Origin of the sequence: uncultured Winogradskyella sp. (assembly GCF_947501905.1) — a bacterium.
Taxonomy (GTDB): Bacteria; Bacteroidota; Bacteroidia; order Flavobacteriales; family Flavobacteriaceae; genus Winogradskyella.
In genome coordinates this window covers 59,988-81,885 of the sequence record NZ_CANMXL010000001.1, presented here as the reverse complement: position 1 = coordinate 81,885, position 21,898 = coordinate 59,988, and the positions used below count along the sequence as shown (strand labels likewise).

General features: G+C 32.0%; 23 protein-coding genes. 18 read left to right on the top strand and 5 right to left on the bottom strand.

The window, feature by feature from the left end:
• Positions 1-126 precede the first annotated feature (126 nt).
• Together Q0770_RS00345 and Q0770_RS00340 are read left to right on the top strand one after the other, a co-directional pair.
• A complete protein-coding gene (locus tag Q0770_RS00345; protein WP_299112863.1) occupies positions 127-711 on the top strand; it encodes an RNA polymerase sigma factor in 585 nt (194 codons plus the stop codon).
• The gene (locus tag Q0770_RS00340; RefSeq protein WP_299112861.1) at positions 695-1,099 is read left to right on the top strand and encodes a hypothetical protein; all 405 of its coding nucleotides are present in this window, start codon (positions 695-697) and stop codon (positions 1,097-1,099) included. The genes Q0770_RS00345 and Q0770_RS00340 overlap by 17 nt, the downstream gene beginning before the upstream one ends.
• On the opposite strand, the gene Q0770_RS00335 is transcribed toward Q0770_RS00340, so the two are convergent.
• Positions 1,096-2,421 carry a hypothetical protein gene (locus Q0770_RS00335; protein WP_299112859.1) on the bottom strand — a complete coding sequence of 442 codons (1,326 nt, stop codon included), beginning with the start codon at positions 2,419-2,421 and terminating at the stop codon, positions 1,096-1,098. The genes Q0770_RS00340 and Q0770_RS00335 overlap by 4 nt on opposite strands.
• 123 nt (positions 2,422-2,544) lie before the next feature.
• Here Q0770_RS00335 and Q0770_RS00330 point away from each other — a divergent pair, with 123 nt between their 5' ends.
• The 4 genes from Q0770_RS00330 to Q0770_RS00315 are packed head-to-tail and all read left to right on the top strand — an operon-like array spanning position 2,545 to position 5,381.
• Positions 2,545-3,093, top strand: coding sequence for an RNA polymerase sigma factor (locus Q0770_RS00330; RefSeq protein ID WP_299112857.1), 549 nt, complete (start codon positions 2,545-2,547; stop codon positions 3,091-3,093).
• Positions 3,077-3,592, top strand: a complete 516-nt coding sequence (locus Q0770_RS00325; RefSeq protein ID WP_299112855.1) for a hypothetical protein — start codon at positions 3,077-3,079, stop codon at positions 3,590-3,592. Before Q0770_RS00330 ends, Q0770_RS00325 begins: the two co-directional genes overlap by 17 nt.
• Positions 3,576-4,739, top strand: coding sequence for a hypothetical protein (locus Q0770_RS00320; protein ID WP_299112853.1), 1,164 nt, complete (start codon positions 3,576-3,578; stop codon positions 4,737-4,739). Before Q0770_RS00325 ends, Q0770_RS00320 begins: the two co-directional genes overlap by 17 nt.
• Before the next feature lie 3 nt (positions 4,740-4,742).
• A complete protein-coding gene (locus Q0770_RS00315; protein WP_299112851.1) occupies positions 4,743-5,381 on the top strand; it encodes a hypothetical protein in 639 nt (212 codons plus the stop codon).
• 31 nt (positions 5,382-5,412) lie between these two features.
• Here the strand turns inward: Q0770_RS00315 and Q0770_RS00310 are convergent, their stop codons facing one another.
• The 3 genes from Q0770_RS00310 to Q0770_RS00300 all read right to left on the bottom strand — a co-directional run bounded on the left by Q0770_RS00310 (position 5,413) and on the right by Q0770_RS00300 (position 8,069).
• On the bottom strand, positions 5,413-6,648 hold the full coding sequence (locus tag Q0770_RS00310) for a DEAD/DEAH box helicase (RefSeq protein ID WP_299112848.1): 1,236 nt from the start codon (positions 6,646-6,648) through the stop codon (positions 5,413-5,415).
• Between the two features lie 90 nt (positions 6,649-6,738).
• The gene (locus Q0770_RS00305) at positions 6,739-7,515 is read right to left on the bottom strand and encodes an anti-sigma factor (RefSeq protein WP_299112846.1); all 777 of its coding nucleotides are present in this window, start codon (positions 7,513-7,515) and stop codon (positions 6,739-6,741) included.
• Positions 7,515-8,069, bottom strand: a complete 555-nt coding sequence (locus Q0770_RS00300) for an RNA polymerase sigma factor (protein ID WP_299112844.1) — start codon at positions 8,067-8,069, stop codon at positions 7,515-7,517. Before Q0770_RS00300 ends, Q0770_RS00305 begins: the two co-directional genes overlap by 1 nt.
• A gap of 136 nt (positions 8,070-8,205) precedes the next feature.
• Between Q0770_RS00300 and Q0770_RS00295 the strand changes: the two genes are divergently transcribed.
• The 11 genes from Q0770_RS00295 to Q0770_RS00245 all read left to right on the top strand — a co-directional run bounded on the left by Q0770_RS00295 (position 8,206) and on the right by Q0770_RS00245 (position 18,887).
• Positions 8,206-8,718, top strand: a complete 513-nt coding sequence (locus tag Q0770_RS00295) for a fasciclin domain-containing protein (protein ID WP_299112842.1) — start codon at positions 8,206-8,208, stop codon at positions 8,716-8,718.
• Between the two features lie 169 nt (positions 8,719-8,887).
• Entirely contained in the window at positions 8,888-9,424 is a 537-nt protein-coding gene (locus Q0770_RS00290) for a nucleotide exchange factor GrpE (RefSeq protein ID WP_299112840.1), read from the top strand.
• Between the two features lie 30 nt (positions 9,425-9,454).
• On the top strand, positions 9,455-10,570 hold the full coding sequence (gene dnaJ, locus Q0770_RS00285) for a molecular chaperone DnaJ (RefSeq protein WP_299112838.1): 1,116 nt from the start codon (positions 9,455-9,457) through the stop codon (positions 10,568-10,570).
• Between the two features lie 255 nt (positions 10,571-10,825).
• On the top strand, positions 10,826-11,752 hold the full coding sequence (locus Q0770_RS00280) for an ABC transporter ATP-binding protein (protein ID WP_299112836.1): 927 nt from the start codon (positions 10,826-10,828) through the stop codon (positions 11,750-11,752).
• A gap of 2 nt (positions 11,753-11,754) precedes the next feature.
• The gene (locus Q0770_RS00275) at positions 11,755-13,065 is read left to right on the top strand and encodes an ABC transporter permease (protein WP_299112834.1); all 1,311 of its coding nucleotides are present in this window, start codon (positions 11,755-11,757) and stop codon (positions 13,063-13,065) included.
• The gene (locus tag Q0770_RS00270; RefSeq protein WP_299112832.1) at positions 13,050-13,955 is read left to right on the top strand and encodes a mechanosensitive ion channel family protein; all 906 of its coding nucleotides are present in this window, start codon (positions 13,050-13,052) and stop codon (positions 13,953-13,955) included. Before Q0770_RS00275 ends, Q0770_RS00270 begins: the two co-directional genes overlap by 16 nt.
• Positions 13,956-13,971: 16 nt before the next feature.
• Entirely contained in the window at positions 13,972-14,850 is an 879-nt protein-coding gene (locus tag Q0770_RS00265; RefSeq protein WP_299112830.1) for a DUF6268 family outer membrane beta-barrel protein, read from the top strand.
• Between the two features lies 1 nt (position 14,851).
• Positions 14,852-16,015, top strand: a complete 1,164-nt coding sequence (locus Q0770_RS00260; RefSeq protein WP_299112828.1) for a sigma-54 dependent transcriptional regulator — start codon at positions 14,852-14,854, stop codon at positions 16,013-16,015.
• 11 nt (positions 16,016-16,026) lie between these two features.
• Entirely contained in the window at positions 16,027-16,905 is an 879-nt protein-coding gene (locus Q0770_RS00255) for a PPK2 family polyphosphate kinase (RefSeq protein WP_299112826.1), read from the top strand.
• Positions 16,898-18,310: a M20/M25/M40 family metallo-hydrolase gene (locus Q0770_RS00250; RefSeq protein ID WP_299112824.1), complete on the top strand. Its 1,413-nt coding sequence runs from the start codon at positions 16,898-16,900 to the stop codon at positions 18,308-18,310. The genes Q0770_RS00255 and Q0770_RS00250 overlap by 8 nt, the downstream gene beginning before the upstream one ends.
• A 1-nt stretch (position 18,311) precedes the next feature.
• Positions 18,312-18,887: a hypothetical protein gene (locus tag Q0770_RS00245; protein WP_299112822.1), complete on the top strand. Its 576-nt coding sequence runs from the start codon at positions 18,312-18,314 to the stop codon at positions 18,885-18,887.
• On the opposite strand, the gene lysA is transcribed toward Q0770_RS00245, so the two are convergent.
• The gene (gene lysA, locus Q0770_RS00240) at positions 18,884-20,089 is read right to left on the bottom strand and encodes a diaminopimelate decarboxylase (protein WP_299114042.1); all 1,206 of its coding nucleotides are present in this window, start codon (positions 20,087-20,089) and stop codon (positions 18,884-18,886) included. The two genes, Q0770_RS00245 and lysA, sit on opposite strands and share 4 nt — an antisense overlap.
• A 159-nt stretch (positions 20,090-20,248) precedes the next feature.
• On the opposite strand from lysA, the gene Q0770_RS00235 reads away from it, so the two are divergent.
• A complete protein-coding gene (locus Q0770_RS00235) occupies positions 20,249-21,859 on the top strand; it encodes a carboxypeptidase-like regulatory domain-containing protein (RefSeq protein ID WP_299112820.1) in 1,611 nt (536 codons plus the stop codon).
• The last annotated feature ends 39 nt before the right edge of the window (positions 21,860-21,898 follow it).

Sequence of the window (21,898 nt, the reverse complement as noted above, 5' to 3'; positions counted from 1 at the left end):
ATTGATTATTTTTATTTGTTCACAGCTTATGACGACAAGTTTTTTATTTAGGTTACAGTTTTTTCAAAAAAATATTTTAATCAATTTATGTAACCTTATATATAAAGTAATCGTCTTAAATAAAAAATGACCATCAACGACGACCAAATAATAGAAGCTATACAAAACGGGGAAGCTAAAGCTTATGGGCAATTAGTAGACCGTTATAAGGATTTGGTATATACTTTAGCGTTAAGAATGCTAAAGCATAGAGAAGAAGCTGAAGAGGTTGCACAAGATGTGTTTATAAAAGTTTTTAAGTCTTTAGATAAGTTTAAAGGAGATTCTAAATTCTCGACCTGGATTTATAAGGTGACCTATAATACATGTCTAGATAACATAAAGAAGAATAAAAAACATCTTAATGATGTTGCTATAGATGAATACACCTTTAATAAATTAGACACTATAGATAATGCTTTAGATAATATTATTAAAGAAGAGAAAAATGTTTTAATAAAAAATTGCATTAATAAATTGCCAGAAGATAGTAGTGCATTACTAACTCTATTTTATTTTGAAGAGTTATCTTTAGATGAGATATCTAAAATTGTTAATGTTGAAGCTAATACTGTGAAGGTGAAACTTTTTAGAGCCCGAAAAAAATTAGCAGTAATTTTAGAACAGTATTTACAACCTCAAAACAGAATGAATTATGGAACAGGAAGATAAAAGGATAGAAGATTTAGTAAATAAATTAATGACTGCTGATAGTTTAGAGAAAGCGCCTTTAGATTTTACAGATAAAGTAATGGCTAGAGTAGAAGCATTATCAGATTCAAAATCTATTGTTTATAAGCCTTTAATTCCTAAATACTTTTGGTGGACTATTGTAGTAGGTTTTGTTGGGTTGCTAAGTTATTTCTTTTTTATACAACCAACAGGAGAATCTAGTTTAATTGAAAAATTTAATTTACACGAATTGTCATTAAATCCACTTGAGGGATTATCATTCGAGCCATCTAATACTTTAATGTATGCCATAGTTTTATTTGCTATAATGTTTAGTATTCAGATACCAATATTAAAGCAATATTTTAATAAGCGACTAGAGTATTAGTCTGGATAATACCAAAAAGGTATTTTTCTAATGCCAAAATATACAGTGTCGTTATTTCTATTCAAACCCATTCTTTTGAATTCTAATATGTGTTTGCCTTCAGATAGACCATTAGTTGGTAAGTAGGTTTCAAACCCTAAAGTCCCCTTCTTAGTATGACTAACTATAAAATCCGATTTTACAACTGAGGTGTCTATTTTGGTGTAATAAATTTTATTGAAGGTAGATAGATATTCACGCCTTAAACTATCTCGGTTAGTAATGCGATTATTATCATTAAATACAATAATGTCCGTGTCTAATCCACGAATGTCTTTTTTAGGCTTTAAGCCTTCATTAAAAGAAAAGACCCTATTTTCGATACGTTCAGAATAAGGAACAAATACTTTGATATAATTGTCTTTTATAACCTTGGACTGTATAACTACATTATCTATAAATCCCGATTTTTCATCTAATAAATCTTCATAATTTTCTCTATTAGCGATGTAATCGTTAGAATTATTTTCTGCGCTGAAGTAATTTGAAAAATTATAATGAAGAGAAAAAGAGATAGCAATAATTATGAATAACGGAAACAGTAGCATGCTAAAACGTCGTCCAAATTTATTATCTAAAAAATTGTAGACAATTGGCCGATATAAAAACGAAAGGGTAATAAAACTAAAGACCCAATAAAATGGAAAATATATTTTTGACAACCATTTCTTTTTTTTCAAGAAGCCTTGAGTTATAAAATCAATAAAGGTTAGAAGCATACCAATGACTACAAATAACATGAGAGGAACGCCAATAACTGGGATCACCCAACTAGGTAAAATAGTGCTACTTAGTATATTATTAGCAATAAACCCAATAGTTATAATGACAAAAGTCATTGCCAAGACATAAAATATTAAAAGAAAAGAAGCGGCAAAAATTATACTACAATAGTTTTCTAATGTAGCAATGTATTTATCAAAAGACCCAACTCTTTTTTTTAGATACTTAGTGAACTTTTGGCCATAGTTTAATTCTTCATAATCTATATCACCAGAAACATAACGCAAACCTAAGGCACCAATCCATAAACCTCTGAGTAAAACATGGATTAATAAGCTAAATATTAATATGATACATGAGATTCTTGTCACTGTAAAAATGGCTCTTTGATACTCTTGACCAGTTGCTACAGCTTCGTTATAGTATGTTATAATTGGTTCATAAGCTGTAAAAAGTCCAAAGATTGCAAAACCAGAAATAAGCAGTTCTAATTGCCAACTCTCTTCTTGTAATTTCTCTAAAAGCTTTTTAAAGGCAGGATTGTTATAGTCTTTACTCATTAGTTAGTGCATTTATTAAAGCATAAAATTAATCATATTCAGATTAAATCTCTATTTTTTCAATTCATTTTGAAACTCTCTGGATTTTTTCTCGTTTTTAAAATAGAGAACCTAACAAACCAAATGCAAAACAAAACCAATAAACTTATTAATGCTTGCAAACGCGGCAATCAAAAAGCACAGATGCAGGTTTATGACAGCTATTGTGATGCAATGTATAATGTAGCGTGTAGATATTTAAATAATAAAGAAGACGCAAAAGATGCTATGCAAGAAGCATTTTTAAAAGCATTTTTAAATATTGATAAGTATAAATCAACTTCGACGTTTGGAGCTTGGTTAAAACGTATAGTTATCAATCATTGCATAGATGTTTTAAAGAAGCGTCAATTTCAGACTGAATCTTTAGAAACCGAAAACCTGCAAATAGTTGATGATAATAATTGGCAGTTTGATATATCAATCACAAAAGAACAGATTGAAAATGCTATAGAAACACTGCCAGAAAAATACAGATTAGTTATTACACTTTACCTTATAGAAGGTTATGATCATGAGGAGATATCAGAAATACTAGATATAGCCATAAAAACATCTAGAACGCAGTTAAGACGTGCAAAACAAAAATTACAAGACCTATTAAAAACCACCTATAATGAAGCGAGATATTAGAGAATTATTTAATATAGAAGAAGACATTAAACACGAATTGTCACCTAATCATCGTGAAGATTTCTTAAGCAAACTAAATGCAAAAGAATCGCCAAAATCTAATAAGATGTTTTGGTTAAAAATAGCAGCCGTTTTTGTTGTAGCGCTATCAGTCGGATATTTTGTTTTCGATAGAGAAGAAGCAGAAGATATATCTCCACTTGTAGCACAAATTGAAGCTGTAGAAGCAGAGTATTTAGATAGTATTCATGCAGAATGGATAAACTTCATTGCAGCAACTAATGACGAAAATTTAGTAAAGCGTTATGAGCAAAAACTTACAGATTTAGACAACGATTATCAAGAAATTTCTGAAGCATTTAAATCAGATACTAATAACATTTTAGTAGTAGAGTTACTAATTGCCAATTTACAAACACGTCTAGAGTTGTTAAAGGATATCCAAGAACATATAAAAATATTAAATCAAAAAAACGAGCATAATGAGAACACAATCTAAACTTTTGTTACTGATGCTCATCACATCAGTAACAACCTTTGCACAGCGACACAGTGTAATTAATAAAAGCTTTGAAGTAAATAAAGGAACGACAGCGATTTTTAATATCGATTACACTAATGTTGCAATAGAAGAATCTACAGATGGAAAAATTCATTTTGATTACACCTTAGAGTTCGAAGGCTATTCGAAGAAAAAAATCCAAAAGAAAATTAAAGACTTAAATGTCGAGGTTAACAATTCTGAAAACCATATTACACTTAATGTGAATGTTAAATCATTTCTGCCAAAAGTAGATATTGAATACAATGATAAAGGCGGACATGTTTTTTATAAATACAAAGAAAAAACAGAAGCAGACTCAGTAGTACAAAAGTCAAAAGATTCGCTTATAAAATTTATAAATAATAGAAATAGGGTTTACAAATCGCCTTTAAAATTTATAAATAATAAATTCAAGAAAGTAACAAAAGACGGTAAGTATATTGATGTCAAAGGCTCTAATATGATTAGAAGTCAGTTTGTAATCAAAATACCGCCTTATGTGAAACTTACTATTAATGGAAAACAGTCTAAATTCTTCTTCAGAAATGATTTAAGAAATGAACTAGCGGTTGACCTAAAAGGGGGTTATATAAGAGCAAAGAAGCTTTTAAACGAGTATAATAATGTAAAAATTAAAAACGGTGATTTTGAAGCTACTGCTATTACTGGAGGGGATTATATTTTTAATAAAATTGGGAAATCGTATATAGGAAGTGTTCAAAACACAAAATTTTCAACAGAGTTTTCTGATATTGAAATTGGAGAAATTGGAGAGAATGTAACCATTACAGATTTTAATAGCGAGTATTATTTCTATAATTGGGCTAAGAACTTTAAGCGTTTTAATGTTTATTCGGAGTATTCTAAAATCCATTTTTTCTATCCTAAGGATGACCACAGTTTTAAGGTGTTTGGAAATAACACTAAGAATTTTGTTGGTAAGTATGAAATAAATATGCAGCCTACAAAAAAAGGAGAGAAGTATAATATGATGGAGCGTAAGCCAAAGGGTCAAGGTCATTTTGCTGGTGAAATCTTCTTTGATATTATCCATGGTATCATCTACTCTCATAACGATTCGATAATCAAAATCAATAAATAAATCATGAAGAAATTACAAGTATTAGCTGTTGCATTAATTTGCTTCAGTGGTTTAATAGCGCAACAAAGTTTCAAATATGTAAATGAGTCGGATGGCCTTAAAATGGAAACTGATTATTCGTCAGATGATCAAGAGATACGTGATATCTTAAGTTTTGAAGGTATCGATTATATGAAGTTAAAGTTTGAAGATAAAGGCTTAAAAGGAAAATCCTATAAGTTAACGGTCAAAGAAATTTGGGATGGTAAAGTAAAGTCAGAATCTACAGTATTTGATAGTAAAAAATTAGGTCTTCCAGAATTTGAAACACTATCAGAAGCTGAACTTAAATTCAGATTAATATCTAAGCGAACTAATGATAATAAGTTAAAAATGACATTCAAATTTCCAAGATTTAGTATTACAAAACAATATGATGCATTAAAATCAGATGATTATAGTCTAAGAAATATTGCTCATGAAAGTAATTTAGAACTAAAGTACAATGAGGAATTCTATCTTTTCGCCTACATATTGCCTTACGAAAGAGAAGATGGCTCAAAATCTTGGTGCGAAGTCGGTACAGCAGGAAAAGACCTAGAGAATTGGGGGAAACGTTTTGGTATAAAGCATTATTTGCTTTTCGAAATGAAGTTTGAGTAATTCTAATCTATACTACTAAATAAGAAGCGTTTTAATACCAACGCTTCTTTTTCTTTTTAGACCCTTCACCTTTACGTCCTTTTTTGTATTTACTGCCTTTCTTTTTATGAACTATAGGTTTTGCTTTTGGATCTAAAGGATAAGGATGAGCATCTTCAATAGGAATCTGAACATTAATTGATTCTTGTATCTTTTTAATGTAAGTTTTCTCATCAGCAGAACATAACGAATATGCAGTGCCGATATTACCCGCACGACCAGTACGGCCAATACGGTGTACATAGGTTTCAGGAATATTTGGTAAATCAAAATTTACGACAGCGTCAAGTTCATTAATATCAATACCACGAGCAGCTACATCAGTCGCAATTAGGATGTTTACATAACCATTTTTAAATTTATTTAAAGCGTTTTGTCTATCACTTTGACTTTTGTCACCATGAATACTGTCTACTTTATAACCATTTTTGAGTAGTGTTTTTTCAAGCTTATCAACACCAAATTTTGTACGTCTAAAGATTAATATACTTCCTTTTATAGTATTTCTAAGTAAGTGGAGACATAGTTCAATTTTATTTCTTTTTGGAACGTAATATAATATTTGACTTATATCACTAGCAATAGACTTACTTGGTGTAACGTCAATACGCTGGGGTTCGTTTAAAATAGAATTTGCTAATTGTTCAACTTTATAAGGAATCGTAGCTGAAAATAATAAGATTTGTTTGGTCTCTGAGCACAAACGCTCAATCTTTTTTACGTCGTCTATAAAACCCATATCCAGCATTAAATCAGCTTCATCTAAAACTAGAGTTTCAATATAATCAAGATTAACATAATCTTGTTTGTGTAAATCAAGTAATCGTCCAGGTGTGGCAATTAAAATATCAACACCTTTTTTTAAAACATCTATTTGTGGCTCTATTGAAGTGCCTCCAAATACAACTGCTGAACTTAAGTTAGTATACTTAGCATACGTTTTAAAGTTGTCATTAATTTGCACAGCTAATTCTCGTGTTGGACTTACAATTAAAGCTCTTATTTTTTTACCACGTTTTGGCGCATCTTGTTTATCAAATAATAACTGAAGAATAGGTAGTGCAAAACCTGCAGTTTTCCCAGTGCCGGTTTGCGCAGAGGCAATAATATCTTTTTTATCTAAAATATGAGGAATACATCGCTGTTGGATTAATGTTGGTTCATCATAACCTGAATCTGCAACAGCTTGTAAAAGAGGTTTAATTATATGTAAGTCTTTAAATGACATCTATAAATGTTTGCAACAAAGGTAGTTTAAAAACAATGTATTAATCAGTCAGATTTATTTTAGTTAGAAAATTATATCGAGAACAATTAACTAATCCAAATACACATTAGAAATCAAGCGTTCAACGGTTGGGTGGTCATTTCCGCCAAGAGGTTCAATGGTAATATTTAATGATTCGGCATCATCAATATAAGTCATAGCCATAAGTTTTGCATCTTTTGGGATGACACCCATATTAATCATTTCGCCATCCACATCGGCCCACATTTGGTAGTCGTGTTCAGCATCTAAATTAGGAAGATTTTGAGCGTTAATAATCACGGATTTATTTTCGTGATTCACAAAGCTTATAAGTTTTGCTTCAGGAGCTAATGCATTTCCTTTTAAAACATATTGTTCTGCATCTGGATTGGATAATGCTGCATACCATTTAGAAACTTCACCATAGTTTTTGGTAATTCCATCTAGGTCTTTTTGTAAAGCTTCATTCTGGTCACCTACAATTCTCAAATCTTCTTTTACAGTATTTAATTCAGAGTACAGCCAAATAGAACCTAATAAAAAGAAAGCAGCGAAACTTGCAGCTATACCCAACCAAGTTCTTGAATTATTATTTTCTTTAGGTGAAATTAAAGTATCCGCTTTTTCAATTTTTGATAATAATCCTGATTTAACAGAATCTGGTGGATTAATAGCATTCTCCAATGCCAAATGCTCAAAACTAGATTCTATGTCTTCTAATTTTGCTTTTAATTCAGCATCAGACATAAGCAGTTTTTCTATTGCCTCGTCTTGTTTAGCGTTTAGTTCACCAAGCACATATTGCTCTAATAAACCATTTTCAAGTAGTTCTTTCTTTGTCATCATCACATTACATCAATCATTAGCAACAAAAACGTAACAATCTTGGTATACGTATTACGAAGCTGTTTTAGAGCTTGCTGTATATAAGACTTAAACGTGCCTAAAGGTACATTCATCTGGGCGTGTGCTTCACGATGTGTTAATCCTTTAAAATAAACTAATTCTATTGCTTTCTGGTGATGAGCGTCTAGTTTAGTTATGGCACCATTCAATTCTAAAAAATTGCGGTTTATTGTTTCTGGTTCCTCTTTGTTTTCATATACACTTAAATCATCTGTTTGGATGAGTATATGATTCTTTCTCAGATAATTTAACACTTTATTTTTTGCAATTCTATAGGTCCAAGTATAAAATCGCCCTTTTACAGGATTATACTGGTAGGATTTATCCCATATAGTAATAAAGGTTTCTTGTAGCAAATCTTGAGACAAACCTTCGTCTCTTGTCATTTTAATAATAACACTATATAATGCCCCAGAGTATTTATCATAAAGCAAAGATAGTGCACGCTCGTCCTTAGCTTGGAGTTGTTTTATAAGTAAAGCGTCGTCTTGCATTTATGTTAAAAATTTGCCAAAAGTAAATGCATGCTCATCCAGAGCAAACATAGCTGTGTAAATATAATTGAAAGCACATCAAAAACTAAAAAAAGTGCTTAAAACATTTAACCAAAATATTTTAAAACAAGAAATTATGAAAAAGTTAGTATTTATTTTCACAACAGTGGTAGCATTAACATTTAGTACAGTTGCAACTGCTCAAAAAACAATTGTCGATGTGGCTGTTGGCAACGAAGATTTCTCTACATTAGTAACTGCATTAAAAGCGGCAGATTTAGTATCTGCTTTGCAAGGTGATGGACCATTTACAGTATTTGCTCCTACAAACGCAGCTTTTGGAAAAATTGACAAAGCTACTTTAGGAAGTTTACTAAAGCCAGAAAACAAAAAAGCATTGGCTAACATCTTAACATACCATGTTGTGCCAGCTAAATTAATGGCTAGTGATGTTGTTGCAGCATTAAAAAAAGGAAATGGTAAAGTAGAAGTAAAAGGTCTTAATGGTCAAATATTGACAGTAATGTCTAAAAAAGGAAAAATTTGGATTAAAGACCAAAACGGTAATTACAGTGAGATTGTAGCGACAGATGTAAAGGCAGATAATGGAGTAATCCACGTAATTGACACAGTGGTAATGCCTAAATAAATGAATTAGGAAAACTGCTATGAAGAAGAAAAGCACTTGCTGAAAAGCAGGTGCTTTTTTAATGGATTTTATTTTGATAAAAAAATACCTGTGACATTTTGACATTTTCTGAATATTGGCAGTACTTTTGCCATCTGTAAATCGAAGATTTAAATACAAGTCTAAAATAATGGGCAAAAAAGATAAAAAACAAGAGGTAGAAGAACCTCAAATTGAAGCAACTAAAACAGAAATTGTTGAAGAAGAAGCGCTAACTGTTGAAGAGCAATTACAAGAAGACTTAGCAAAAGAAAAAGATAAATTTATGCGTCTTTTCGCAGAGTTCGAAAATTATAAAAAGCGTACTACGAAGGAGCGTATAGAGCTATTTAAAACAGCAAGTCAAGATGTTATGATAGCTATGCTTCCTGTACTAGATGATTTTGAGCGTGCATTAATGCATATCGAAGAAGACAAAGAAGCAGAAGAATTGCGTAAAGGTGTTCTATTAATTTATAATAAATTGATTACAACTTTGGAACAAAAAGGCTTATCTAAGATTGAAGTTAATCAAGGCGATGTTTTTAATGCAGATGACCATGAAGCTGTGACGCAGATACCAGCACCAAGTGATGACTTAAAAGGAAAAATCATAGATGTCGTTGAGCGAGGTTACAAACTAGGCGACAAAGTTATCCGTTTTCCAAAAGTAGTTATTGGGCAATAATAAAAGATATCCGATGTATCGGGCAATAGTATGAAAGAAGATTTTTACGACATATTAGGCGTTTCTAAAGGAGCGACTGCAGCCGAAATAAAAAAAGCATACCGAAAGATGGCTTTAAAATATCATCCAGATAAAAATCCGGATGATAAAGAAGCTGAGGAAAAGTTCAAAAAAGCAGCAGAAGCTTATGAAGTTTTAAGTGACGCAGATAAAAAAGCACGTTACGACCAATTTGGTCATCAAGCATTTGAAGGCGCTGGTGGTTTTGGCGGTGGCGGTATGAACATGGATGACATATTCAGTCAGTTTGGAGATATTTTCGGAGGCGCTTTTGGTGGTGGCGGTTTTGGTGGAGGCTTCGGAGGAGGTGGTCGTCGAGTTGTTAAAGGCAGTAACCTGCGTATACGTGTAAAACTTACTTTAGAAGATGTAGCTAATGGTGTAGAAAAAAAGATAAAGGTTAAACGTAAAGTACAGGCAGAAGGTGTTACTTATAAAACATGTAGCACTTGTAATGGTCAAGGTCAAGTGACGCGAGTAACTAATACAATTTTGGGTCGAATGCAAACAGCATCTGCATGTCCTACTTGCGGCGGAGCTGGACAAAGTATAGATAAGCGCCCTGATGGTTCAGATGCTCAAGGTTTAATTTCTAAAGAAGAAACAGTTAGCGTAAAAATACCTGCAGGTGTTGTAGATGGTATGCAGCTTAAGGTTACTGGAAAAGGGAATTCTGCACCAGGAAATGGTATAGCAGGAGATTTACTAGTTGCCATACAAGAAGAAAATCACGAAACTCTAAAAAGAGAAGGCGATAACCTACACTACGATTTGTATGTAAGTTTGCCTGATGCCGTTTTAGGTTCGTCTATGGAGATTGATACGGTTTCTGGTAAAGTGCGTATTAAAATTGAACCTGGAGTGCAGTCAGGAAAAATATTAAGGTTAAGAGGCAAAGGTATACCAAGTATCAATGGTTATGGTAAGGGAGATCTTTTAGTCCATGTTAATGTATGGACACCAAAAACCTTAAACAAAAAGCAAAAAGAATTTTTCGAAACCATGCGAGAAGATGAACATTTTCAGCCAAAACCTGAAAGTTCAGACAAGTCATTTTTTGAGAAAGTAAAGGATATGTTTTCTTAAAACTTTCTCTCTATTTCGTAAAAAAGACTATATTTGAATTATCGCTAATGCTAATTGGCGATAATTTTTCTTTTTCATAGCAATTTTTTCCCATCCTTATTTAGTTATAAGGGTGGGTTTTGTTTTTTCAAACAACTCTTGTTTTGAAGTATTTTGGGTAGTTTGTTTAATTAAAGATATATCAGCAAATTACTTAGTATTCCGTACAACATTTAATATATTTACCAACCTAACCAGAAAATCAAAGTATTTTTTATGAGTGAGCTGTTGGTGGCTGATGCTGTTTCCAAAGATTTTGGAGATTTTAGAGCCTTAAACAAAGTGTCTATTGCTGTACCTAAAGGCAGCATTTTTGGTTTATTAGGACCAAATGGCGCAGGTAAAACAACATTAATAAGGATTATTAATCAGATAACTATGCCTGATGAAGGTAGTGTTTTACTGGATGGGCATCCTTTAAAGCAAGAACACATAAAGGATATTGGTTACTTGCCAGAAGAACGTGGATTATATAAGTCTATGAAAGTTGGAGAGCAAGCGCTATATCTTGCGCAGCTTAAAGGGATGTCTAAGTCTGAGGCTAAAAATCAATTAAAGTATTGGTTTGATAAGTTTGAAATTGGAGACTGGTGGAACAAAAAAATTCAAGAGCTTAGTAAAGGTCAAGCTCAAAAAATACAGTTCATAGTTACCGTTTTACATCGTCCAAAATTACTCATCTTTGATGAGCCTTTTTCGGGTTTTGACCCTATAAATGCTAATCTTATTAAAGATGAAATCTTAAAGCTTCGAGAAGAAGGTGCTACAGTCATTTTTTCGACCCATCGTATGGAATCTGTGGAAGAGCTATGTGACCATATTGCATTGATCCACAAATCCAATAAAATTTTAGATGGAAACTTAATTGATATTAAGCGACAGTTTAAATCCAATACTTTTGAAGTTGGGTTACAATCTAATAATAGTAAAATTGTAATTGAAGAGATTAAAAATAAATTTGAAGTTTTGCCAGCAACATTTAAAAATGTTTATGATGATGTAAAGCTTAATGTAAAAATCACATCTGAGACATCACCTAATGATTTACTATCATTCTTGACCTCAAAGGCTGAGGTACACCATTTTGTGGAAGTTATTCCTTCTGCTAGTGATATTTTTATTCAAACTGTAAAAAACAATTAGGAATGAATCATTTATCACTTATTATAAAGCGCGAATATTTTACCAAGGTCAAGAACAAATCTTTTGTTATTATGACCTTTTTAAGCCCACTGATAATGATTGCTCTTATTAGCGTTGTGGCTTATTTGGCTCAGCTTAATACCAATAAAAAGCGTACTATTTCCATACTAGACCAGTCAGGTCTTTTCATTAATGTTTTTGAAAATACAGACAATACTACTTATAATTATACCAGTGACGCTACTGTTGAAGGTGCAAAGGCTATAGTCAAAGAAGATGAACATTATGGTCTTCTGTTTATAGGAAAAGGTAATTTAGAAACAGTTGGAGAAACGGTAAGGTTCTATTCAGAAGATTCGCCGTCACTAACCGTAATTTCAAGTTTAGAGAATAAAATAGAGAGAAAGCTTCGTGATTTAAAGCTCGTTGCTAATGGTTTAGATACTGAACAAATTAAAGCTTCAAAAGCTAATGTGAGTATTTTACAAGAAAGCTTTGATGGACAGAAGAGTTCTAAAATAGATAATATTTTAAAGTTGGCTTTTGGAGGTATTGCAGGCTATCTTCTTTTTATGTTTATTATTATTTATGGCAACATGATAATGCGAAGCGTGATTGAAGAAAAGACAAGTCGTATCATTGAAATAATTATTTCTTCAGTAAAACCAATTCAGCTTATGATGGGTAAAATTATAGGAACATCGTTAGCTGGAGTTACACAATTTGCTATCTGGATTATTTTGTTAGCTATCCTATCAACAGTTGTTAGCATTGTTTTTGGTATTGATTTGACAGCTGCCCAAGGTCAACAACAAGAATTAGTACAACAAGCCATGGACAGTTCAACAATGCAAAATGAAATTAATTTGGCTATTCAGTCATTTCAGAATTTACCAATTGCTAATCTAATTATTGCTTTTCTATTCTTTTTCATTGGTGGTTATCTGTTATACAGTTCTCTTTATGCAGCTATTGGTGCTGCTGTTGATAATGAAACCGATACGCAACAATTTATGCTACCAATTCTTATGCCTTTAATATTGGCAGTTTATGTTGGTGTATTTACCGTTATAGAAGACCCTCACGGAACAGTGTCAACAATATTTTCTTTCATACCATTTACATCTCCAGTTGTAATGCTAATGCGTATTCCATTTGGTGTACCTGTATGGCAACAAGTTGTTAGTCTATTGTTATTGGTAGGAACATTTACACTTACGGTTTGGTTTGCTGCTAAAATATATAGAGTAGGTATATTAATGTATGGTAAAAAACCATCCTATAAATCTTTGATTAAATGGTTAAAATACTAAGTATATATCTATTTCAAGATTTGAAAGAACTAGGGGAGACCATTTCTGAAAGTAACTTTTGGAAGAAGTTTTCTGATTTTCTTCATCTTCATATAGATTTAACAAAAGATATCAGTATATCAATACTAGATTTGTTAATTCTTATTACTGTAATATGTATTACAAGTTGGGCGCTCAAAATTATTTATAGAATAATTACTCGAAAAATACCGGAGCAAGATAAGGGGAAGTTTAAAGTCGTTTATGGATATTTTAGATGGCTTATATATGTTGCTATTTTTTTGATAACACTTGATTCTGTTGGGGTTAATGTTACGGCTATATTTGCTGCATCCGCGGCTTTACTGATTGGCATTGGACTAGCACTTCAAACGTTGTTTCAAGATATTATCTCTGGAGTATTCATACTTATTGATCAATCTTTGCATGTAGGAGATATTATTGAGTTAGATGGAAAGGTAGGCCGTGTAGAAGAAATAAAACTCAGAACCACTAGAGCAGTAACGATAGATAACAAAGTATTAATAATTCCTAATCATTTATACCTAACAAAGATTCTATATAATTGGACCCAAAATGGTTCTTTGACAAGAGAAAGTATAGATGTTGGTGTAGCTTATGGTACTGATGTTGAGCTTGTGAAACAGATTTTAATTGATGTTGCAAATAAGCATGAATCAATACTAAAAGACCCAGAACCACTTGTGTTATTTACAGATTTTGGAGAGAGTTCTTTAAATTTTAAACTCGTTTTTACACTTAATGATAGTTTTATTGCTACTATACCAAAAAGTGATTTAAGATTTGAAATCGATAAAGTATTTAGAGAAAATGAAATTAGTATTCCTTTTCCTCAACGAGATATTCATATCATTGAGAAGAATAAATAATTGAGATAAGAGAGATTTGAAAACAGTTAAAAACACTTTTATACTATTCGGCTTAATATGTCTAACTAATTTAAATGCCCAATTAACAGATTTAGCAAGGTTAGAGTATTCTTTTATTCCGAGTAGCAAATCTGAAGACCAATACACAAGATTAAGAGCTTTATTAAATTATCCTATAAAAATTAAAAATGACAACTACCTAATTATTGGAGCAGAATATAATCGAGTCTTATTAAATCTAGAAGAGGAATATCCTTTTGATACTTCTGTAATTGATGCCTTAAATATTATTGATTTAAATATCGGTTATACATTTAAAGCAAATGAAAACTGGCGTATAGGATTAAAAGTTAACCCTAGAATTGCATCTACTCTAAATGGTAAAATCACAAAAGATGACCTCTTTGTTAATGGAGGTGTATTTTTTATAAATGATAGAACAGACGCAGAAGATATAAAGCGTCCATATCGATTAGTTTTAGGAGTAACTTATAATACTACGACAGGAATTCCTTTTCCATTACCGTTTGTAAATTATTTTAGAAGGATTAATAAAAACTGGTCTTTTAGTGCAGGCGTACCTAAATCTAATCTCAAATATTATTTTACTGAGTCTAGTGTTTTACAAGCGTTTGCAGCGGTAGATGGCTACTTTGCTAACTTGCAAGAACCACTATCAGTAAATGGACAAATTGCTAATAATATTTCGCTATCTGTTATTGTTGGAGGATTAGGGTACGAATATTGCTTTACTAAGCATTTAGTAGCTTATCTTTATTCAGGTTATACTTTTAGACTTAATAATATTCTTAGAAATGATGATAGAGATGAAGTTTTTCGGTTAAATCAGAGAAATGCTTTTTATCTTAGGACAGGAATAAAATTCAAAATATAATATGCAACATATATTAATCATAGAAGACGAAGCGGCAATTCGCCGTGTGTTAGTTAAAATACTTTCTGAAGAGAGTGATACATATTCGGTAGAAGAAGCAGAAGATGGGCTTTCTGGAGTGGAAAAAATTAAAAAGAAAGATTACGATTTAGTGCTTTGTGATATTAAAATGCCAAAAATGGATGGTGTTGAGGTACTTGAGGCTGTAAAGAAAATAAAACCTGAAACACCTGTAGTTATGATTTCTGGTCATGGAGATTTGGACACTGCTGTAAATACAATGCGATTAGGTGCTTTTGATTATATCTCAAAACCACCAGATTTAAATAGGCTTTTAAATACGGTGCGTATTGCTTTAGACAGAAAAGAATTGGTTGTTGAAAACAAACGTCTCAAGAAGAAAGTTTCTAAGAAATACGAAATGATTGGAGATAGTCCTGCTATTGGACGTATTAAAGATATGATAGATAAGGTAGCACCAACAGATGCTAGAGTACTAGTGACAGGTCCAAACGGAACAGGAAAAGAGCTCGTAGCACATTGGTTACATCAAAAGAGTGAACGAAATAAAGGCCCAATGATTGAGGTTAATTGCGCTGCGATTCCTAGCGAACTGATAGAGAGCGAATTGTTTGGCCATGTAAAAGGTGCTTTTACATCTGCAGCAAAAGATCGTGCTGGTAAGTTTGAAGCTGCTAATGGTGGAACTATTTTTCTTGATGAGATTGGAGATATGAGTCTTTCTGCCCAAGCAAAAGTGTTGCGAGCATTACAAGAAAGTCGAATTCAACGTGTAGGTAGCGATAAGGATATTAAAGTTAATGTGCGTGTTGTAGCGGCTACAAATAAAGATTTAAAGAAGGAGATAGCAGACGGAAAATTTAGAGAGGATTTGTATCATAGGTTAGCGGTAATATTAATTGAAGTCCCGGCATTAAATGACAGACGCGAGGATATTCCTTTACTAATTTCACATTTTTCAAAAAAGATATCCGAAGAACAAGGTACAGCGTCAAAGACTTTTGCTGATAAGGCAGTAAAATTACTTCAAAATTACGATTGGACAGGTAATATTAGAGAACTCAGAAATGTAATAGAGCGACTTATCATCCTTGGAGGAAATGAAGTCAGTGAAGCTGATGTAAAATCTTTTGCAAGCAAATAAATCTTAGAATCATGAAAGACGTTAACATTGAAGAATTCAGAATTTCATCTCAGATAAAGATTAATGAACTTACCACTAAATATAATTTAGAGGAGGATGAGAAAGTCATTGAGAAGAAAATGAACAAGCTCAGTAAGAAGCTTGCTGATATTCAAAATACCATGTACGCACATGGCAAGTATTCGGTTTTAATGTGTATTCAAGGTATGGATACAGCTGGGAAAGATAGCTTAATTCGTGAGGTGTTTAAAGAGTTTAATGTTAGAGGAATCGAAGCACATAGTTTCAAAAAACCTACAGACATTGAACTAAAGCATGACTATTTGTGGCGTCATTATTTGGCTTTACCTGCTCGAGGTAAATTTGGTATTTTCAATAGAACGCATTACGAAAATGTTTTGGTAACACGTGTGCATCCTAATTATTTAAAGTACGAGAACATGCCAGATATTAGTTCTGAAGCTGATGTTACTCAAGATTTTTGGAATCGCAGATTTAAAGAGATTAATAATTTTGAGCAGCACATAGCAGATAACGGTACTATAATTTTTAAGTTTTTTTTAAACTTGTCTAAAGACGAACAAAAAAATCGATTGCTACGTCGATTAAACCGACCAGACAAGCAATGGAAGTTCTCTTCAGATGACCTAAAAGAGCGTAAGCTTTGGGAGAAGTATCAGGAATGTTATGAAGAAGCATTAAATAATACCTCAAAAGCACATGCACCTTGGTATAATATTCCTGCTGATGACAAACCTACAGCTAGATACATAGTTGCTAAAATATTGTACGATACACTTAAACAATACAGCGATATTGTAGAGCCTGAATTACCAGGAAAAGAAAAAGAAAATATAGATTTATATAAATCCCAATTAGAAAATGAATAGAGTAGTCATAATACTGTTTGCCTTTTTAAGTGTTTCTGTCTATGCTCAAAATGACGAAGCAACTTTAAAAAACATATACAAGCAATCACTAACTAACGGACAAAGTTATGCTTGGTTAGATTATTTATCTAACAAAATTGGTGGCCGATTATCGGGCTCTGAAAGTGCTCAAAAAGCTATAGAGTATACCAAATCTGAACTCGAGAATCTTGGTTTAGATAAAGTTTGGTTGCAAGAAGTGATGGTGCCAAAATGGGTAAGAGGCGAAAAAGAAGTTGGCAAAATAATTTTGAATAATGAAAATTCAACCATAAAAATCGATGTCAATATTTGCGCACTTGGTGGCTCTACAGCAACTGCAAAAGAAGGTTTGCAGGCTAAAGTTGTTGAGGTAAAAAGCTTTGAAGAATTAGCTGTTCTTGGAGAAGAAAATATAAAAGGAAAAATTGTATTCTTCAATGGTGCAATGCAGGCAGATTTAATCAATACATTTGAGGCCTATGGCGGATGTTCAAAACAACGTTACGCAGGTGCTTATGAAGCATCAAAACTTGGTGCAGTTGGCGTTATTGTTAGGTCTCTTAATTTAAGACAAGACGATTTTCCGCATACAGGCAGCATGGGTTATTTAGATTTACCTAATGATAAGCGTATTCCTTCAGCAGCAATTAGTACTAATGATGCAAATACGCTTTCAGAACTATTAGAAAAAGATAATAATCTTGAATTTTACTTTAAGCAAAGTTGTCAGCAATTTGATGATGTATTGTCTTATAATGTAATCGGCGAAATCACAGGAAGTGAGTTTCCTAATGAATATATGGTTGTTGGAGGACACTTAGACTCTTGGGATCTAGGTGATGGTGCACATGATGATGGTGCAGGAGTTGTGCAGTCTATGGAAGTTTTACGATTACTTAAAGAGAGCGGTGTTAAACCAAAAAGAAGTATCAGAGTCGTCTTATTTATGAATGAAGAGAACGGACTTAGGGGTGGACGTAAATATGCTGAAGTTGCCAAAGAAAAGGGTGAAAATCATGTGTTTGCTTTAGAAAGTGATTCGGGTGGATTTACACCAAGAGGTTTTAGTTTTGATTGTAGTGATGCTAATCTGGCGCAAATAGAGCAATGGCGAAGTTTGTTTAAACCTTATCTTATTCACTTTTTTGAAAAAGGATATAGCGGAGCAGATATTGGTCCGTTAAAAAACGATAATATTGTTTTGGCGGGTTTACGCCCAGATTCGCAGCGTTATTTCGATTATCATCATGCATCTAATGATACTTTTGATGCTGTAAATAAACGAGAATTAGAACTAGGCGCAGCAACTATGACATCATTAGTTTATTTATTTGATAAGTATGGTGTGAATCAAATAAAGAATAATCCTCAAATAAAAGATTAACATGAAATATTCAATTTACCTCTTAGCTCTTTTTATGAGTTGCATAGCATTTTCACAAGAACAAAAAGAAGAGAAAATACCATACTACGAGGTGCCAGAATATTCAAAAGAATTTACGGCTGGGACAATGGCAGCTCGTATGGTGGATGGATTAGGGTTTCGGTTTTATTGGGCATCTCATGAGCTTACGGATAAAGACTTAACTTATAAATTAAATGAAGACGGGCGTTCTACTGCTGAGACTATAGATCACATATACGATTTATCAAAAATCATTGTCAATTCCACTTTAAAGAAGCCTAATTCCAGAGGCGATAAGGAAGAAATGACTTATGAAGAAAAACGCGTAGCAACGCTTAAAAATTTAAAAACCGCTGCAGATATTCTTCGTCAAAGTGATGATATCTCTGAATTTAAAATCATTTTTGGTGAGCAAAAAATTCCGTTTTGGAATCAAGTTAATGGACCTATAGCAGATGCTATTTGGCATTGTGGACAAATAGCAACTTACAGACGTGCATCAGGAAATCCTATTAATCCAAAGGTGAATCATTTTACAGGAAAAGTTAGAAACTAAATTTTAATCTCAACTTGATTGTTTAGGATATCTTCAAAAGTTTCTCTTTCTCTTATGAGATGTGGTTGGTCATTATGTATTAAAACTTCCGCTGGTCTGTAACGCGAGTTGTAATTACTTGCCATAGTAAAACAATATGCACCAGCATTTTTAAAACAGAGAATATCACCTTCGTTTATCTCTGATATACGTCGGTTATTTGCAAATGTGTCAGTTTCACAGATATAACCAACAACAGAGTAAAAACGTTCACGACCTTCAGGATTAGAGATGTTTACTATTTCATGTTGGGAGCCATAGAGCATAGGTCTAATTAAATGGTTAAAGCCAGAGTCTATTTGTGCAAAAACAGTTGAGGTGGTTTGTTTTACCACATTTACTTTTGCAAGGAAGACTCCAGCTTCACTCACTAAAAACTTCCCTGGCTCAAATGCAAGAGTCAGTTCTTTTCCATAGCTAGTACAAAATTCATTAAATCGTTTCGATAATTTTTCTCCTAATTCTTCAATATTAGTTTCTATATCTCCTGTTTTGTATGGGACTTTAAAACCAGAACCAAAATCTATAAAATCTAGGTTCTTGAAATTTTTTGCAGTTTCAAATAATATTTCACTGGCATAAAGGAATACGTCAATATCCAATATATCACTACCAGTATGCATATGTATACCATTAATATTCATGTTTGTATTTTCAACGATACGCAGCAATAACGGAATTTGGTGAATTGAAATTCCAAACTTACTATCTATATGTCCTACAGAAATATTTGTGTTTCCGCCGGCCATGACATGAGGATTAATACGAATACATACTGGGATATTTGGATGCTTTGTTCCAAACTGTTCTAGTATGGATAGATTATCAATGTTTATTTGTACACCTAGCTCAGCAACAGCTTCAATTTCTTCTAAGGAAACACCATTTGGAGTGAAGATTATAGATTCTGGATTAAACCCAGCTTTTAGACCTAATTTTACTTCTTGAATGGATACTGTGTCCAATCCAGAACCAAGAGAATTAAACAATTTAAGAATAGAAATATTTGAAAGTGCTTTTGCAGCATAATTTAGCTTTAGTTGTTTTACATTACTAAACGCCTTTTTTAGTCTATCATATTGCTTTACTATTTTTTTAGAATCATAAACATAAACTGGACTGCCAAATTCATTCGCTATTTGTAAAAGGTCTTCTCTCATTATTTTATCTTAATCTGTCCAAAAGTATTTTTTTGGATAATTACTGCCTCATTTTCAATATAAAAAATCATATTTAAAACAATTTGTTAATTATATAACATTGTTTTTTTGGTGTGATTTTTGATACATTTATAGGTGAATTCTTTCAAAACTAACCTCAGTATGCTTAAAAAAATATTATCTGTAACTTTTCTATTTATAATTTGCTATTCATCATTTTCACAAAAAGAAATTCTAGTAGAATTGATAGACGCTGAAACTAATGAGCCAATTTCTTTTGCAACTGTAGCTTTTAAAGAAACAAATCGAGGTCTAGTAGCTGATTATGATGGACAGTTTAGATTGCCCTATATTGAGATTAATAATCTTCCAGATATAATAATTACTGCGTTAGGTTATACTTCAATAGAGATTAACCCAAGAGTTTTAAAAATTGGTAAATTAAATGTTATAAAAATGTTCCCGCAGGCTGAGTCACTTGATGCCGTGATTTTAAATGTAACAAATAATAATAAACAGAAATCATTAGGCTTAAACAACTTAATTAAAAAGAATAGGAAGATTTTAGGTAAAGAAATTGTTGAGAAGGCTATAAATCTTATCCCATCTAACCTTAACGAGAGTCCATCTTCAGTAATTGGTTATTATAGAGATTATCAACTGGTTAACGATGAGTATTTTAATCTTAATGAAGGCATATTAGAGCAATTTGATGCTGGAATATCTACAAGTAAAATAGAAAATGCTAAAAACCAAAATGCTTTCTATTCTTTAAAAACCAATGCGGAATTTAAGACAAGTAAGCGTTATTCAAAAAAATATGATGGAGAAAGCAAATATGTAGAGAATGCTGAACTTTTAAGTTTTGGAGGGAACGAGTTAAGTATTTTAAATGTCCATAATCCTATTCGAAATTACAATAAAAATAGCTTTTCTTATGTATATCAACTTAATAAAGACTTTATTAAAAATCATGAATTCTCGAAAGAGGGTTTTACATTTGATAAAGAAAACCCTATAGTAAATATTTCTTTTACAACGCTAACAAATCAAGGTAAAGGTGTCCAACAGCGAGTATTGGGAGCAAAAAAAATTGAAAAGCTCAAAGTAGAAGGTCATATTTCAATTTCTTTAAAAGATTATGCTATACATGGTTTTACATACACTATGTATGATTTTAAGCAAAGAAACCCATTATTTAATGTAAAGATAGAATACAAGCATTTTAAGGGTAAAATGTATCTTAATTACATATCATTTAATAATAGATTTGTTGTTGGTGAAGACTTTATTTTTAAAGACGAAAGTGTAACGTATAATCAGGAAGAAGAATGTTTTAATGTTTACTTTAATAACAAATTAGGTACAAATACTATAAAAAGAAGAAATTTTAAGATAAGACTTAAGGATAGAAAAGTTCTAGTTAAATCTGTAAAAGTAATGAGTCCAAAACATGTAAAAATCCAAATAAATGATTTCGATAAGTCTATGGCTGAATTATTTGATAAAGACATGAGCGATTTAAGTTTTGAGATAAAAGGCGTAAAAGATATTGACGGACGCAGCATATACAAATCAAGAACAGTTACAGGATATCAGTTTAGAGAATTTTTTACTCAAGAAATCTTTCAAAGTAAGACACTTAATAATAATTTAAAATTTGCACCCAAAGGTCAACCATTGCAGGTTACTCAGGTTAATGAGCTTTTGAATACAATACCTTACATTATCAATTCTCCATTACAGAAACGCAGAATGAATTCTGAAAAATAAATTAAGTAAATTGACACGTCAAAGTTTTTAATATGAAGC